This is a genomic window from Kastovskya adunca, from assembly GCF_059505785.1.
The window spans coordinates 1-15,724 of record NZ_JCACLG010000056.1; the positions used below are offsets into that span (position 1 = coordinate 1).

Consider the following 15,724-nt stretch of genomic DNA (forward strand, 5'->3'; position numbering starts at 1 on the left):
TTCCCTCCTCCACTTTTGCCCTTCTCTCTTTTGTAAAAAACCTACACCTGTGAGCTTTTTTTAAGGGGGGCTGGGGGGGATCAAAACCAAAATAGTGCAAAAGCAGTTTAGGAGACCTGTGTATACACCGAGCGTAGAGGCAAAGCTGTTTAAGGGAGCTTTTTCGTCTAGTGACTACGCGATCGCACTGACGGCAGCAGCGCATAGACTTAGATACTTTAGACAAGATGCCCAAATATTACGGCTGCGGCTAAAGCGTGACAACTATGTCTGACTCTCAACAGGATTTAGCGTCTCTGATTTCGAGAATTTCTCAGCTAGAAGAACGACAAAATGTTTCCGCAAAATACATGGTAGGGCTGAAACGACAGTTCGACAGCCTGACGCAAGAGTTCAACACGCGCCCAGAGTTGCAGCAAATCGAAAGCTTTAAAAGTGAAATTTCCGCTTTGCAACAGCACCTCCAGCAGCTACCAACTTTGAGCAATGGTTTAGATACTGAGATTAAAGACGCACCTGCTGAGCCTGAAAAGCTTGATGATGCTGAGGTAGTTAGGCGATTTACTGAACGAGTAGAGCAGCAACTACGTCAGGAAGCCCTCGAAAAAATGGTAATTGCATCATCCGAGCAGTTAGCAGAAGTTGAAGTGGAGACTGACACGGCTGAAGCTGAAGAAGCTGTAGAACAAATTACCAGAGTTTTTAGCGATCAGGAATTTAAAACTGAAAGAGCGATGTGGCTGGTAAATAGAATCTATGCAGCAGAGGAAGATACTCAGGAAATACCTGTTACTGCTGAAGAATTTTGGCAGTGGTTTAACGAGGGAAAACGGGATTTTACAGGGATTAACTTAGCTGGAATTGACTTAGCTGGCAAAAACCTTGAATATGCTGGACTTAACCTAAGTCAAGCCAATCTCACCAGCGCAAAACTAAATCAGGCAAAATTTTGTGCTGTAAATTTCAGCGGAGCAAAATTAAAAGGGGCTGAACTCTATGAAGCAAATTTACAGGAAGCAAATCTAAGCAACGCCAATCTGGAATGCACTAACCTTTGTAAAGCAAATTTATTTAAAACAAAATTAGAAAAAGCAAACCTAAAAAAGGCAAAGCTTGAAGGAGCAAATCTGAGGCAAGCAGTATTAATTGAGGTAAATCTGAGTCAGGCTGATTTACGTCGAGCAGCTTTGTCGAGTGCCAATCTAGAAGGGGCAAATCTAGAAGGAGTAAATCTTCAGCAAGCAGTTTATAACGAGAAAACTGTATTTCCCAAAGATTTTGACCTTATTAAAGCAGGAGCTTACTTGATTGCTGCTGGGTCATCCTTATTAAAGGCTAATCTTACTGGTGCTAATTTGAATGAAGTCAACTTGAGTGGTGCAAACCTGCAAGAGGCAAACTTAAATTCAACTCAATTAAGAAGTGCAGATTTAAGTCAAGCCACCTTGAGTAGAGCAAGCTTAACTAAAGCAAACTTGAATGGAGCAAAACTTCTTCAGGTGCATCTCAACTCCGCTAATCTGAGTGAGGCAAACCTCAGTTCTGCAAACTTAACGGCAGCAAATCTCAGTTCTGCAAACCTAACGGCAGCAAATCTCAGTTCTGCAAACTTAGCGGCAGCAAATCTCAGTTCTGCAAACCTCAGTTCTGCAAATTTGCAAAAAACGAACTTGGCAGCAGCAGATCTCAGTTTCGCGAATCTAATAAACACCAAATTTGATAAGAGGACAAATTTAAGTGGCGCAATCCTTACTGATGTCAATCTAGCCGGAATAGACCTTCAGGGAATCAATATGGTGAGAGCCAACTTTAGTAGGGCAAACCTTTGTGGAACATGGCTCACTTCTTCAAATTTGAGGGGGGCAAATCTCTCTTCTGCTGACCTGCGTGGGGCCAACCTCAGTTATGCATACCTGGAAGGAGCGAACATGAAAGGTGCTAACTTGAGTGGGGTAATTTTGACAGAGGCAAAGCTTAGTGGCGCAATTATGCCGGATGGCACGACTCACGAGTAGACTTTGCGGATGAGCTGAAATAGCTGGGTGAGTAAAAACGCGATCGCCTCACCATCGTGTCTCCCTTCGCTACTAAAGCCAAGCAACGACCTCACAAAGAAAGCGATCGCTACTAGATACCATGTAAACTTGAGTCATGCGATCGCCTGTTTATACCAGCACCCCTTGGACAGAAACTTACAGCGAAATTATTGATGTTCGCTCCCAAAGCGAATTTGCTGAAGACCGGGTTCCGGGTGCCCTCAACTTCCCAGTTCTCAATGATGACGAACGTGCCAACGTCGGCACCCTCTACAAACAGATTAGTGCCTTCGATGCCCGCAAAGTTGGGGCTTCTCTAGTTGCTAAAAATATTTCTCAGCATCTTGCCCATCACTTCACAGACAAAGACAAAGACTATCATCCCCTAGTCTATTGTTGGCGCGGTGGACAGCGTTCCAACAGCTTGGCACTGGTACTCAGCCAAATTGGGTGGCAAGTCACAGTCTTAGAAGGCGGCTACAAAACCTACCGCGCCCACGTCCGCGAACAACTAGAACACCTGCCCAAACAATTTACCTATCAGGTACTGTGCGGACTCACAGGTAGCGGCAAAACCCATATCCTGCGACGATTGGCACAACGCGATGTTCAAGTGCTGGACTTAGAAGGACTTGCCAACCATCGCGGTTCCCTCCTCGGTCAAGAGTGGGAAGGTAAACTCTCACCCCAACCCTCACAAAAACGCTTTGAGTCCCTTATTTTGCACGAACTCCAACGCTTTAACTCCCAAAAACCAGTTTGGGTAGAAGCCGAAAGCAGCAAAATCGGACAAGTTTATCTCCCTTCCTCCCTCTGGCAACAGATGAAGCAGGCTCGTTGCGTAGAAGTGCAACTTCCGACATCCGCCAGAATTGATTGGCTGTTGCAAGAATATCCCCACTTAGTGACTCACCCCGATATCCTGAAAAACAAACTGATGCGGCTCAAATCTCGCTACGGTTTGGAAAAGCTGACGCAGTGGTTCCAGCTCATCGATTCTGATCAGTGGGAAACTTTAGTGGGCGATTTGCTGGAAGCTCACTATGACCCAACTTACAGCCGCTCAATGAGTCATAGTTACGATCGCGTCGAGCAAAGATTACCCTTGTCGGATTTGTCGGATGCGAAGGTTGAGGCGTTTCTGGATGAGTTGAGTGCTTAAAGAAGTCCAGAACTGTATCGTTCTGTACCGGGATACGCCGAAGCGGGGATGATGGGGAAAACGCGATCGCCTCCTAGTGCAGAATTTCAACCCATAAAGACGTGGTTATACAACATCTCTACAAGTTAAAGGAATGTTAAGCTGGCTACAGTAGAAGAAACCCCTAAAATTGAGTAGTGTCGGCTACTGTTTCCCAGTTTCTCACAACACAACTTTTGTTCAGTTCTGTTGCCCTTGATGCTTTAGAAAGCAGCCAGACTGAATTAACACTTAGCTTTAATTGCCCTAAAAATTTCAGCCTTCTGTCACCCTCCCCATGAACATTTTTAGTAACCTGCTGCCTCAACCCACTCAACCTCGTGCCCAGAAAAAACGCCGCAGCATCGAAATCAAATCAGAGCGGGAAATTGAAATTATGCGGCAGGCGGCAAAAATTGTCGCGACAGTGCTCAAAGAAACCTCGGAAAGGGTTGAGCCAGGGATGACAACGGCGGATTTAGACGCTTATGCCGAAAAACGCATCCGAGAAATGGGAGCCTCCCCCAGCTTCAAAGGCTATCACGGCTTTCCTGGTTCCATTTGCTCCAGTATCAACAACGAAGTTGTCCACGGTATCCCCAACCCCAAAAAAGTGATTCGTGCCGGGGATGTGTTGAAAGTAGACACAGGTGCCTATTTTGAAGGCTTTCATGGAGACTCCTGCATCACGATTGCAGTGGGTGAAGTGACAGCAGATGCCGCCAAGTTAATCCGCGTTGCGGAAGAAACCCTCTACAAAGGCATCGAACAAGTCAAAGCCGGAGCCTACTTACTCGACATTGCCGGAGCCATTGAAGACCACGTAAAAACCAATGGTTTCAGCGTTGTAGAAGAGTTTACGGGGCATGGTGTAGGTCGCAATCTCCACGAAGAACCTTCTGTTTTCAACTTCCGCACCCGCGAAATGCCCAATGTGAAGTTGCGTGCGGGAATGACCCTAGCAATTGAGCCAATTTTAAACGCAGGTTCTAAATTTACGCGGGTTTTACGCGATCGCTGGACAGCCGTAACCGTTGATAATTCCCTATCCGCTCAGTTCGAGCATACGGTTTTGGTGACAGAGACAGGCTACGAAATTTTGACCGACCGCTCTAAAGTTTAATCGTCAGGAAAGCGATCGCGAAGGGCGTATCTCTAGGAGTTGCAACTTGCCGACACAGAAGCAATCCCACACCGCGTTACAGATTGGTCGTGCTTGAAGGTTCGCTCAAGAAATAGGCTAATGGCAAACCATCTGCCGCCCGGAGAATGATGTAACCTTTCGTAAAAGTGGGTGAGGCTTCTGCCTGCCGGGGACGACCTCTTCTCCTTTTAAAAGTACCCAAAATTTCCACTACCCGAACTGGAGTGCTGGCAAGCGGATCGTCTTCTGAGTCGAGAGGTTCTGCCCCTAATCGAAAAGCCTCTCTATAGCTCATTACACTGTTCTTGATAACTCTTGGGTTACATTCTCCAAAGCGTGTCGCTGCTATATTAATGGCTCTTTGTGCTGCATCGCGATCGCCAATATCCGCCTCAGGGTTAGCCGGAGGTAGGAAGCCTCGTAGTGTCTCATAGCTTGTAGGAGGTAGTTGGCGGCTAGGTTCTTCAGGATTTGGTGCTGGAGTATTCACAAGATCGCTGAAAGTCTTAAGTTTAACCACTGGCGTGACTAACACCAATGACTTCAACCAAGCCAGCTATAAAGATATATCTCCCCAAACCATAAAGGCGATCGCTCTCAAAAATACGCGATCGCCCTCTTCTTGACCACTCCTGACGTTTTCCTACCAAGAAGCCCAAAGAATTAGCCCAAAGAATTTTATAGTGGAGTGGCGCGTGATTATAAAAAAATTGTGAAAGCGATTACTCTTCTTGGCTCTACTGGCTCTATTGGCACGCAGACTTTAGATATTGTTGCTCAGTACCCTGACCAATTCCGGATAGTGGGGTTGGCAGCAGGGCGTAATGTGGCGATGCTAGCCTCGCAGATTCGGCAGTTTCGCCCGGAAATTGCCGCAATTTGCGCCGAAGACAAGTTTCCCGAACTAAAAGCAGCCCTAGCTGACCTCGATCCCCAGCCAATTTTACTGGCAGGAGAAGCGGGAGTGGCACAAGTGGCTCGTTACGGCGACGCCGAAAGCGTGGTAACGGGGATTGTCGGTTGTGCTGGGTTGTTGCCGACATTGGCTGCAATTGAAGCTGGGAAGGACATCGCCCTAGCCAATAAGGAAACACTGATTGCTGGCGCTCCAGTGGTGTTGCCCTTGGTGGAAAAGCACGGGGTGAAGTTGCTACCCGCAGATTCAGAGCATTCAGCAATTTTTCAATGTCTTCAAGGCATCCCTAAAGGTGGCTTGCGGCGGATTATCCTGACGGCTTCTGGAGGTGCCTTCCGGGATTGGCCCGTGGAAAAATTACCAGAAGTGACCGTTGCCGATGCCTTAAAACACCCGAATTGGTCGATGGGGCGCAAAATCACGGTAGACTCTGCCACCTTGATGAACAAGGGATTAGAAGTGATTGAGGCTCACTACCTCTTTGGCATGGACTACGACCATATCGACATCACAATTCATCCTCAAAGCATCATTCACTCTTTAATTGAGTTGCAAGATACCTCCGTACTCGCACAGTTGGGCTGGCCCGATATGCGTTTACCCCTACTGTATGCTCTCTCTTGGCCAGAGCGAATTTATACCGACTGGGAACAACTAGATTTGGTAAAGGCTGGGACTCTCACCTTTAGAGAACCAAATCACGACAAGTATCCCTGTATGCAACTTGCCTATGCCGCCGGACGCGCGGGCGGTTTGATGCCTGCGGTTTTGAATGGGGCAAATGAACAGGCGGTAGCACTCTTTTTGGAAGAGAAGATTCGATATTTGGAAATTGCCCGTTGTATTGAATATGTTTGCGATCGCTTTCAATCCCAAAATACTGCCACTCCTTCCCTAGAAGACATCTGCGCCGCTGATGTTTGGGCAAGACAGGAAGTTTTAACCGTTAGCCAACTGCTAGCCAAAGGCGATCGCATTATCTCTGTTCGTTAAAGCCAAATTATCAGGCAAGAATTGAGGCTAACGCCATGAGCCGCGTTAACAAGTCGCTATGCCAGTAGAACTACTTATCGTCCTTGTTGCCTTGATTGTGTCCTGGCTGGTATTTACCGTGCTGGTTCAGGTCGTCAAAGCCAGCATCAGGACAGCAATGGCGATCGCGATCGCCATCCTCATTTTGCAGATAGTCTTTGGCATTGGCCCCACCGACCTTTGGCAGGAAATTACCCAACTTCCCCAAACCCTGTGGCGAACTCTCACCGGGAAGTAATGCCAATCCTCGTAAATGCTTGCTACAGATCTTTTTCTTGCGCCCCCTTTTTTAAGGAGGGTTGGGAAGATCTATGTGTAGCCTCTTAAAAGGGAAATGGTATTAGGGGGTGGTGCAAAAACTGAGTGAAGTATATTCCTTTTAAAGCACTTTTAACTCTTTGCTCTCCCTACAATAAATACCTACATTACATCTATCTAAAGCCGTATTTTCGTAGAAGTTTTTACCTGTACACTTATAGGTAGCTCCCTCCTGTGATAGAAGGATAGCAAATCATCAACCGTTATTTTTTTAGTAAGTAGAGGTAAAGCTCTACTTATTTAAGAGTTTTAATCGCCTAGCTTAAATTTTTCTCAATCACATTATAGACTGCGATTGAAGCTTGTATCTGCTTTTTAGATCACTTGAATAAAACATTTGAAAGGATGGAGGATTTATGCATAATATTGGGGATAAAGTCCAAGCATTCGACGGACGTATTGGTACAGTCGTTGATGCCAAAACAATGGTAAATGATGCCATGTTTTCTAATTATCAACATATTGTGGTGAGATTTCCCGACCTCTCCACAATGGATGGGCTGTCAGAGAATTTCAAAGCTGTGTTTGAAAGACCCTTTGCCAAATTGAGAGATTTTGTTAAATATATGACCCTCTGAGCGAAAAAACTTCACTCCTATCTCCACTGAACAGTCCGCAAAGACTAATCAGCGATCGCTATCCAAATCTTGCAAAACCTGGGTCTTAGACTCAGGTTTTACCATCTCTATTAAGTACTTACCATTCCAACTGATCTCTGACACAATGTTACTAAGTTAACTACTGATTTGTGCCAGTTACCTCTATTCTTAAAGGAGTCAAATTAGGACGGCGTAAATATTTTACCTTGTCTTACATAATTTGATTTATTCTCACCTACTCAACCTTAGTATTAAATTCTGTAATGCACATTGGATTTCTCAACCCCCAAGGCAACTTCGATCCGGCTGATAGCCACTGGACAGAACATCCCGACTTCGGCGGTCAACTGGTCTACGTCAAGCAAGTTGCCCTGGCAATGGCAGAGCTAGGACACAAGGTTGATATTCTTACTCGCCAGATTGTTGACCCGGAGTGGCCAGAATTTTCTGAGCAGTTTGATGCCTATCCCAATGCGCCCAATGTCCGGATTATTCGCTTACCAGCAGGGCCCAAAGAATTTTTACGGAAAGAATTGTTCTGGTCTCATCTGGTTGAGGACTGGGTGCCTAATATTTTGAAATTTTATCAAGAGTCTGGCGGCTTGCCAGATGCCATGACAAGTCATTATGCCGATGGAGGGTTGTGCGGTGCCCTTATCGAAGATGCGGTCGGCGTTCCCTTCACCTTCACAGGTCATTCTCTTGGTGCCCAGAAACTGGATAAACTCCATGTCACTCCAGAAACCTTGCAGGAAAAGAATGATTACTTCAACTTCGCACAGCGTATAGTTGCCGAACGTTTGAGCATGAATCGTTCAGCCATCAACATCACGAGTACGAAGCAAGAACGTTTTGAACAGTACGCTCATCACGCCTATCACGGGGCGGTGGATGTGAATAATGACGATCGCTTTGCACTGATTCCACCAGGAGTTGACCCTTCCATCTTCGGTGTCGAAGCCCGCTCAAAGAACGAGGACGCCACCTATCAACTGATTCAGGATCGATTAGCGCGGGACATAGCTGAGGAACGGCGGGACTTACCCGTGATTGTGGCAGCAAGTCGTTTAGCTCCCAAGAAAAACCTTTTAGGGTTAGTGCGTGCCTTTGCCCAAAGCCAAACCCTTCAAGAACGAGCTAATTTGGTCTTCTTTACCAGTGGGCTAGATAATCCACTCCAAGAAGAAGCCAGCGACGAGGCAACCGAACAAGAAGTTCTTACTCCCATTCGTGAGGTGGTGCAAGAAAACGGCTTGAAGGGGAAAATCAGTGCCTTTGCCTTACCGAATCAAGCCGCATTAGCCGCTGCTTACCGATTCTTAGCTAAACGCCGTTCAGTGTTTTCCCTAACCTCGCACCATGAACCCTTCGGCTTAGCGCCCCTAGAAGCAGTCGTTGCTGGTCTCCCCGTGGTCGTCACCCAGAATGGTGGACTCAATGAGAGCCTGCGAAAGGATGACAAAGAATACGGCATTTTTGTTGAACCGAGTGATCCCAGTGATATTGCCCGAGGGTTAGAGAAAATAGTTGGCAATACCCAGGTATGGGAAGACTTTTCCCAGTGCGGTCGAAATTATGTATTAAAGCATTACACCTGGGAGCGTACAGCCAAAGACTACCTGAAACAGCTGGAGCAAATTGTGGCATCACCGGATGCACGTCGTCCTGATGACCTGCTTCCTATTCATCCCTACTTTCGCAATCCCAGCCCAGAAACCGATGTTTCCCTGAAAGAATTGAGTGACCTCTACTTTGGTTCCTAAGCGGCTAGGCATTGATGTGGAGAGATCAGGGGAAGCTTACAACTTGATGACAACCTCTACCTTAGTGAAGAGGAGATGTTGATACAGTTTAGATAATTAATAGAGCTGCCGAGCGTCAATTGCCATTGCAAACTGTTTAGGCGAAAACTCTATGCTGGATTCTCTATTTACCAACATCCCGGAACCGGAGCAAGATTTGAGGCTCAATCGCCGCCGTCGTCGTAAAGGGGCGATTATCGGTACAGGTCAAGTGGGTATGGCTTGTGCTTACTCAATGCTGATTCAAAACACCCTTGATGAAATGGTGCTCATTGATATGAATGCCGAAAAGCTAGAAGGGGAAGTGATGGATTTGCTGCACGGGCTACCCTTTGTTGAACCGATAGCAATTCGAGCCGGGACGTTAGCGGATAGTAAAGACGCTGATGTTGTCATTGTGACGGCGGGAGCCAAGCAGAAGCCAGGAGAAAGCCGCTTAGACTTGGTTAATCGCAATGTAGAGATCTTTAAAGATTTAATTCCAGAAATCGTTAAGCATTGTCCGCAGGCGATTTTGCTGATTGTCACAAATCCAGTGGACATCATGACTTATGTTTCCCTGAAGCTATCTGGCTTGCCCAGTTCTATGGTGCTTGGTTCCGGGACATCATTAGATACAGCACGTTTTCGTTATCTACTGGCGGAGAAGTTTCAGCTTGACCCGCGCAGCTTCCACGCCTATATCATTGGCGAACATGGTGACAGTGAAGTGCCTGTTTGGAGCAAAGTCAATATTTCAGGAATGCACCTGTTTGAGGAAGAGTCGCAGGATGACGATATTAAACAAGTTTTTGAACGCGTAAAGAATGCCGCCCACGAGGTGATTCAGCGTAAAGGTGCAACCTGCTACGCGATTGGTTTGGGGGTGACTCAGATTGTGCAGGCAATCTTACATGATCAAAATCGGGTGATGACGGTTAGTACTTTGATCGATGGGTTTGAGGGCATTCATGATGTCTGCCTTAGCTTACCTACAGTTATTAATGCTCAAGGTGTAAGTCGGACTTTGAATCTCTCTTTGTCTGGGACTGAAAAGCAGCAACTGCTACAGTCCAGTAAAGTTTTACAAAAGACAATAACAGAACTCAATCTTTGAGGGAAAGACACTCTGGATTGAAAGTCAGCTATTGCAAATTTAACTCGGCATATTCATTTGGCTAATAGATAATTTAGATGCCAATCTTGCAGCTTTTTTAACTAGCTGTTTGGTTCTGCTTTTCTTTAACGCAGAGAACGAGAGAGGTTTGGGTGCAAGGTGTTAGTTAGATACAGGGCTTTAATTTATAGAATTTCCCAATTCACTAACTGAGGTGCTACTTTTAACCTCTTTTTTGGGAAGGATGGATTGGGGTGCTCTTGTAACGAGTTTATGAAACTGTATCGAATAATACTTCAGTTTGGTTATAATCTTGACTGACTAAGCTGCCGAACCTATCAGCAGTAACTTCTTTGAGGTTTACACCGCTTTACCTTCTCTTGTCAGGAAATCTTTTTTTCCGAGGAGAGGTATTTTAAGCTGACTAGTTGACAATTCCCCACTTTTTTGAATTGAAAAGTTAACAAATAAGTGTTTTCGCCTTATCATGTCATCTACGTAAAACTACAGGGCTATGTAGAATTTTTTTGATAATTTGCTTGTGAAAATTAGTCAAAGCCGTGTATTCTCGTAGGGGCTTATTCTTTCCACAAGCCGATCATCAGGGAAATTGCATTAACTATATAGATCATCAGGGCATCTACTATTACAAGCTTTGAGCAATCAAAGAACCGTTTCTTTAGCTGTGTCTACCAATGAAATCCCTGATACAGAAGCTGGGGTGTGCTTACCAACTATGGACAGTTATCCTAACTGGATGTGTTGTCTCTATAGCACTGCCAATTGCCGCCGACCCAATTACCAATACCGCTTCAGCAACCTTTGGCGAGGTTACACCGACAACTGTCACCTCCAACGAAACCTCTCTCACCGCCACTCAAGCGACGCTAGAACTCCTCAAAACCGCTGACCGTGCAGCAGCAGAACCGGGTGATACGGTCGTTTATCGTCTGGCTTTAAGAAACACTGGTACTATTGCCGCTAGTAATATTAGCCTCACCGATACACTGCCTTTAGGTCTGCGGATAGTCCCTGACTCTGTACAAGGTTCCTTAACTACAGGAACGACTACAGCCCCAATCAACTTACCACCGATAACGGCATCCAACCGGACAGTTACGTTTAATTATCCGAGTTTGGCACCCAATCAGACGTTGAACGTGGTTTATGCCGCTGTTGTGACACCCGATGCGGTGCGGGGTGATGGCAGAAATACCGCAGTTGAACCTAGAAGTAACATGGCTAGTTACCGGCTGCGGATTGGCGAAGGAATCTTGTCTGATTGCGGCACCCTAGTAGGGCGAGTGTTTGTGGATAAAAATTTTGACGGCGAACAGCAACCGGGAGAGCCTGGGGTACCCAATGCGGTCATTTTCATGGATGACGGCAACCGCATCACCACGGATGCGAATGGGTTATTTTCTTTAGCGAATGTCATTGCTGGCAATCGCACAGGTACGCTGGATCTCAGCAGTTTGCCAGGGTACGCACTGGCACCGAATCTCTACTTTATTGAAGGCAACAGTCAGTCTCGTTTGGTACGTCTAGCACCGGGAGGTATGGCACGGATGAACTTTGCTGTGACACCTGCCTATGGGGAGGAACAGCAATGAAAGATTTAAATCAAAAGAGTGGTAATCAGCAGTTTTTGCGGCTAAATGCCAAGTTCTCGCCGCTTTCGATCGGTTTGTTCTCAACACTACTCGGAGTAATAGGGGTTCTCCCAGCTCCGGCTGAAGAGGTGAAGAATGCACCCAGTGCAGACATTAGCGATCGCCTATACAGCCAAAACCAGATTAGCGAAAACGCGATCGCCCCACAAATAACCGAGGCGATTACTCAATCTGACTCAACCGCCATTTCAGAGACAGTGCCAACAGCGGTAGAGGTGCCAGTCTCCGAAGATCCTGAGGCATCCAGCTTAGAGATAGATCAGGTAGAACCCCTCGCTGATGAGGCTCAAAGCGATCGCCCCATTGACATTCTTCCCACCCCTCAAACAGAGGAAGCCAATCCAGCACTCAGCCAAACCCTTGCCCAGCAAGGAATTCGCATCCTCAGCCCCCAATCCGGCATTGCAGGAACGCGATCGACGAATCTAGTCGTCCAATACGGCGCAGATACTCAAATAGAAGTCAGCGTCAACCAGAACCCTATCGACCCGGAAACCCCTACCCAAATTGAGCGCGACGAGACGCAGAATCTGATTACTCAGGGTTGGTACAACATCCCTTTGGAAGCGGGTAAAAATATCCTCACTGTCCAAGGCAACAACGGAACATCTGCAAGCGTTGAGTTAGACGTTGAAGACACTGCCATTCGCCTCAACGTTGCTCCTGTTGGCAACCCTCGCGTCGTAGCGGATGGTCGCTCCATCATCACCATTGCCGGACAACTTACTGACGAAAACGGTCAAGCGATCGCTGAAGATGTCGAAGTCACCTTAACCGCTAGTGCGGGTGAGTTTGTAGATGCCGACCAAGACGAAGACCAGCCAGGGTTTCAGACCCTTGCTAGACAAGGACAATTCAGCGCTCGATTGCAATCGACCTTAGACGCCCAAAAGGTTCGCATCCGTGCGGCTGTAGAAGAGCAGGAAGTAGAAATTCAGGAATCCTTGGTTCCGGCTCCCTCAACACTTGAGGCATACACCCAAGTTGAGTTCATCACCAATCTTCGCCCCTCTTTGGTAAGTGGTGTAGTTAACTTGCGGATTGGGCAGTCAGGAACAGACTTCTGGGGAAGCCGCCGGGAATTTCTCAACCCCGATCTCATTGACGATGGCACTGAGGTTGATTTAGAGGGCGCGGTTTTTGCGACTGGGCGAATAGGGGAATGGCTCTTTACAGGGGCTTATAACTCCGAACGTCCCTTAAATGAAACCTGTGATGGCATAACCCGGTTATTTCGGGGCCCGCAGTTTTGCGAACAACAGTATCCTGTCTATGGTGATAGCTCTAACGTTGATTATCTGACGCCTTCTAAAGATAGTGTCTACCTGCGCTTCGAGCGTACCTCCCCCGTTCCGGGTGCCGAACCGGATTATGTGATGTGGGGAGACTACAACACCCAAGAATTAACTAGAGCATCGCAACTCTTTTCTGCAACCACTCGCGCCTTACATGGCTTTAAAGGCAACTACAACTTTGGAAATCTCCAACTTACTGCCTTCTACAGCCCTGACGTTCAGGGGTTCCAGCGAGACACGATTGTTCCCAACGGTACCAGTGGCTACTACTTCCTCTCACGACGCCTGTTGGTGGAAGGAAGCGAGAACATTTTTATCGAAACTGAAGAACTCAATCGTCCGGGAACCGTTGTTGAGCGCAGACCTCTAAGACGCGGGCCCGACTACGAGATTGACTACGATCGCGGCACCTTGCTCTTCCGGCGTCCCATTCAGGCAACAAAATTTAACTTCTTTGGTACAGATGTCATCGAACCCAGAGAAAACGTGCCTGAGGGAGCCGTTGGTGCAACAACGCTAGTGCAACGGATTGTCGTTACCTATCAGCACGAAGGCATCGAGGGCGACGATACCGATATCTACGGCGGACGGCTGCAATACAACTTCTCCCAGGAGTTCGGCTTAGAAAGCTGGATTGGGGCAACTTACCTGCAAGAAGACCAGGGTACACAAGACTTTGAGCTATATGGTGCCGATTTTCTAGTGCCTTTGGGGAGAAACGGGCAATTTATTGGAGAATACGCCCATTCCACCCATAATTCTCCATTTCTGGGCAATGTTTCCGGTTCCGCCTACCGCTTTGAACTTTACGGCAGTATTCTGGGGAATTTAAACGGTCGCGCTTACTACCGCTCAGTAGAAGAAGGCTTTGCTAATAATGCCACCTTCAGTTTTACGCCAGGACAAACCAGATACGGGGCAGCGATCGCCGCTCAAGTTACCTCCACTACCAGTCTACAAGTTGGGTACGACCACGAAGAAAACTTCGGCATCGCCCCCGCCGTGCGGACAGACTTCTTTGATCTATTTAACCCCGTCCCGGTGCCCCTTCCTGGAACACGGGTAGACAATGAACTCACCACGATTCGGGCAGGAATTCAGCAACAAATTGGCAACGCCAGTTTGGGGGTTGATTACGTTAACCGCTCCCGCGAAGACCGAGTTAGCAACCTGTTTCAAGGCGACGCCAGCCAACTGGTTTCCCGCCTAGGCATCCCGATTACGCCCTCTTTAGCCTTTCGCGCCCAGAATGAACTGAACTTGGGGTCTAGCGATCCTCTCTATCCCGATCGCACTACCTTTGGCTTAGATTGGGCAGTTCATCCCGGCGTCACCCTACGTCTAGCTCACCAGTTCTTCGACGGCGGCTTATTTGATGACAACTCCATTACCAGCCTCGACACCCTTGTCGAACACCGCTTTAGTGAAAACACTGTTGTTACAGGTCGGTACTCAGTAATTAGCGGCTTCGGGCGCGTCACCGGACAGGGAGCTATTGGTCTCAATCACGGTTGGGTGATTGCTCCAGGACTGAGGCTGAACCTGGGCTATGAGCATATCTTCAACGATATCTTTACCCCCACGGCAGCGGGAGAACGCTTTCCCCAACCCTATGCCGTTGGTCAAACTGCCGCCTCGTTAGGACTTTTTGGCGGTGATACCTACAGCGTCGGGCTGGAATACACCGAAAGCCCTGACTTTAAAGCCTCAGCTCGTTTCGAGCATCGCACAGGATCAGGGAACAACAACACCGTTATCAGTGCCGCTGCGGCGGGTAAACTTTCCCCCGCTCTGACTGCCCTTGCCAGTTACGAACAGGCGAACTTCTCTAACCAACTGATTGAGGGACTGGGAGATTCGGCAACCCTGAGACTCGGTTTAGCGTACCGCAATCCCTTTAGCGATCGCTGGAATGCTCTTTTCCGCTACGAATACCGCAAAAATCCCTCCACGATTCCCGAAACCTTGCTGATTGGCAGTGGTACGGGTTCTAGGGAACACCTCGTCGCTGGGGAAGCCATCTACTCTCCCAATTGGCGCTGGGAGTTTTACGGGAAAGGGGCATTTCGCACGAGTACCACGTTCTTAGCTGATAACTTCAGCAACTCTTCAAGCGTATTTTTAACGCAACTGCGGGCAGCTTACCGTCTTAACTACCGCATGGATTTAGCCGTTGAAGGACGCTGGATCGGTCAGCCTTCAGAAAACTTCAACGAATTTGGTGTTGCCCTGGAAACTGGGTATTACCTATCGCCCGATTTGCGACTCTATCTCGGGTACAGCTTTGGCAGTGTGGATGACCGGGACTTTACTGGGTATCGCTCAGAAGGCGGCCCTTATCTAGGGATAACCTTCAAAGTTAACGAACTCTTTGGTGGGTTTGGGCGACAGAGAGTTTCGCCACCTCAACAACAAGAGTCCCAAGTGCAACCTGTAGCGATTGAGGCACCTGCTGCCAATACTCCGAATGAGTAGCAATTATTTAAGAAGTGTGAAGTGTGAAGGATGAAGGATGAAATGCGTTTTTGGTTACATGCCTCGTCCCTTATGGACGAAAAAGAATTAGATTTTTTCAAAACTCCTACCCCAAGGAAAAACAGGGCAGTTTCAGGTTCTAAAAATGCCTCATTTTC

General features: G+C 47.5%; 12 protein-coding genes. 10 read left to right on the forward strand and 2 right to left on the reverse strand.

The genetic code is table 11. The features are described from left to right. Window positions 1–266 precede the first annotated feature (266 nt). The 3 genes from AC5JR3_RS20870 (at window position 267) to map (ending at window position 4,339) form a co-directional block, all read left to right on the forward strand. The gene (locus tag AC5JR3_RS20870) at window positions 267–2,015 is read left to right on the forward strand and encodes a pentapeptide repeat-containing protein (RefSeq protein ID WP_495848493.1); all 1,749 of its coding nucleotides are present in this window, start codon (window positions 267–269) and stop codon (window positions 2,013–2,015) included. Between the two features lie 136 nt (window positions 2,016–2,151). Further along, window positions 2,152–3,198: a tRNA 2-selenouridine(34) synthase MnmH gene (gene mnmH / locus AC5JR3_RS20875; RefSeq protein ID WP_495848494.1), complete on the forward strand. Its 1,047-nt coding sequence runs from the start codon at window positions 2,152–2,154 to the stop codon at window positions 3,196–3,198. A gap of 316 nt (window positions 3,199–3,514) precedes the next feature. Further along, window positions 3,515–4,339 (forward strand): type I methionyl aminopeptidase, encoded by an 825-nt coding sequence (map, locus tag AC5JR3_RS20880; protein ID WP_495848495.1) that lies wholly within the window; start codon window positions 3,515–3,517, stop codon window positions 4,337–4,339. A 76-nt stretch (window positions 4,340–4,415) separates the two neighbouring features. Here map and AC5JR3_RS20885 read toward each other — a convergent pair whose 3' ends face one another. Beyond that, window positions 4,416–4,880, reverse strand: coding sequence for a hypothetical protein (locus AC5JR3_RS20885; RefSeq protein ID WP_495848496.1), 465 nt, complete (start codon window positions 4,878–4,880; stop codon window positions 4,416–4,418). Next, window positions 4,873–5,019 (reverse strand): hypothetical protein, encoded by a 147-nt coding sequence (locus tag AC5JR3_RS20890; RefSeq protein ID WP_495848497.1) that lies wholly within the window; start codon window positions 5,017–5,019, stop codon window positions 4,873–4,875. Before AC5JR3_RS20890 ends, AC5JR3_RS20885 begins: the two co-directional genes overlap by 8 nt. A 53-nt stretch (window positions 5,020–5,072) precedes the next feature. On the opposite strand from AC5JR3_RS20890, the gene dxr reads away from it, so the two are divergent. The 7 genes from dxr (at window position 5,073) to AC5JR3_RS20925 (ending at window position 15,566) form a co-directional block, all read left to right on the forward strand. Next, window positions 5,073–6,269 (forward strand): 1-deoxy-D-xylulose-5-phosphate reductoisomerase, encoded by a 1,197-nt coding sequence (dxr, locus tag AC5JR3_RS20895; protein WP_495848498.1) that lies wholly within the window; start codon window positions 5,073–5,075, stop codon window positions 6,267–6,269. A 58-nt stretch (window positions 6,270–6,327) separates the two neighbouring features. Further along, the gene (locus AC5JR3_RS20900; RefSeq protein ID WP_495848499.1) at window positions 6,328–6,546 is read left to right on the forward strand and encodes a hypothetical protein; all 219 of its coding nucleotides are present in this window, start codon (window positions 6,328–6,330) and stop codon (window positions 6,544–6,546) included. 436 nt (window positions 6,547–6,982) lie between these two features. Then, window positions 6,983–7,204, forward strand: coding sequence for a hypothetical protein (locus tag AC5JR3_RS20905; RefSeq protein WP_495848500.1), 222 nt, complete (start codon window positions 6,983–6,985; stop codon window positions 7,202–7,204). A 284-nt stretch (window positions 7,205–7,488) separates the two neighbouring features. Further along, the gene (locus AC5JR3_RS20910) at window positions 7,489–8,988 is read left to right on the forward strand and encodes a glycosyltransferase (protein ID WP_495848501.1); all 1,500 of its coding nucleotides are present in this window, start codon (window positions 7,489–7,491) and stop codon (window positions 8,986–8,988) included. A gap of 151 nt (window positions 8,989–9,139) precedes the next feature. Beyond that, window positions 9,140–10,123, forward strand: coding sequence for an L-lactate dehydrogenase (locus AC5JR3_RS20915; protein WP_495848502.1), 984 nt, complete (start codon window positions 9,140–9,142; stop codon window positions 10,121–10,123). 695 nt (window positions 10,124–10,818) lie between these two features. Beyond that, window positions 10,819–11,736: a hypothetical protein gene (locus AC5JR3_RS20920; RefSeq protein ID WP_495848503.1), complete on the forward strand. Its 918-nt coding sequence runs from the start codon at window positions 10,819–10,821 to the stop codon at window positions 11,734–11,736. Next, on the forward strand, window positions 11,733–15,566 hold the full coding sequence (locus tag AC5JR3_RS20925) for a TonB-dependent receptor (RefSeq protein WP_495848504.1): 3,834 nt from the start codon (window positions 11,733–11,735) through the stop codon (window positions 15,564–15,566). Before AC5JR3_RS20920 ends, AC5JR3_RS20925 begins: the two co-directional genes overlap by 4 nt. Window positions 15,567–15,724: the final 158 nt, after the last annotated feature.

Excerpts from the sequence above, each read along its gene's own strand:
- mnmH (WP_495848494.1), top strand. The coding sequence starts at position 2,152 with ATGCGATCGCCTGTTTATACCAGCACCCCTTGGACAGAAACTTACAGC.
- AC5JR3_RS20870 (WP_495848493.1), top strand. The coding sequence starts at position 267 with ATGTCTGACTCTCAACAGGATTTAGCGTCTCTGATTTCGAGAATTTCT.
- AC5JR3_RS20915 (WP_495848502.1), top strand. The coding sequence starts at position 9,140 with ATGCTGGATTCTCTATTTACCAACATCCCGGAACCGGAGCAAGATTTG.
- AC5JR3_RS20905 (WP_495848500.1), top strand. The coding sequence starts at position 6,983 with ATGCATAATATTGGGGATAAAGTCCAAGCATTCGACGGACGTATTGGT.
- AC5JR3_RS20920 (WP_495848503.1), top strand. The coding sequence starts at position 10,819 with ATGAAATCCCTGATACAGAAGCTGGGGTGTGCTTACCAACTATGGACA.
- AC5JR3_RS20925 (WP_495848504.1), top strand. The coding sequence starts at position 11,733 with ATGAAAGATTTAAATCAAAAGAGTGGTAATCAGCAGTTTTTGCGGCTA.
- map (WP_495848495.1), top strand. The coding sequence starts at position 3,515 with ATGAACATTTTTAGTAACCTGCTGCCTCAACCCACTCAACCTCGTGCC.
- AC5JR3_RS20900 (WP_495848499.1), top strand. The coding sequence starts at position 6,328 with ATGCCAGTAGAACTACTTATCGTCCTTGTTGCCTTGATTGTGTCCTGG.
- AC5JR3_RS20910 (WP_495848501.1), top strand. The coding sequence starts at position 7,489 with ATGCACATTGGATTTCTCAACCCCCAAGGCAACTTCGATCCGGCTGAT.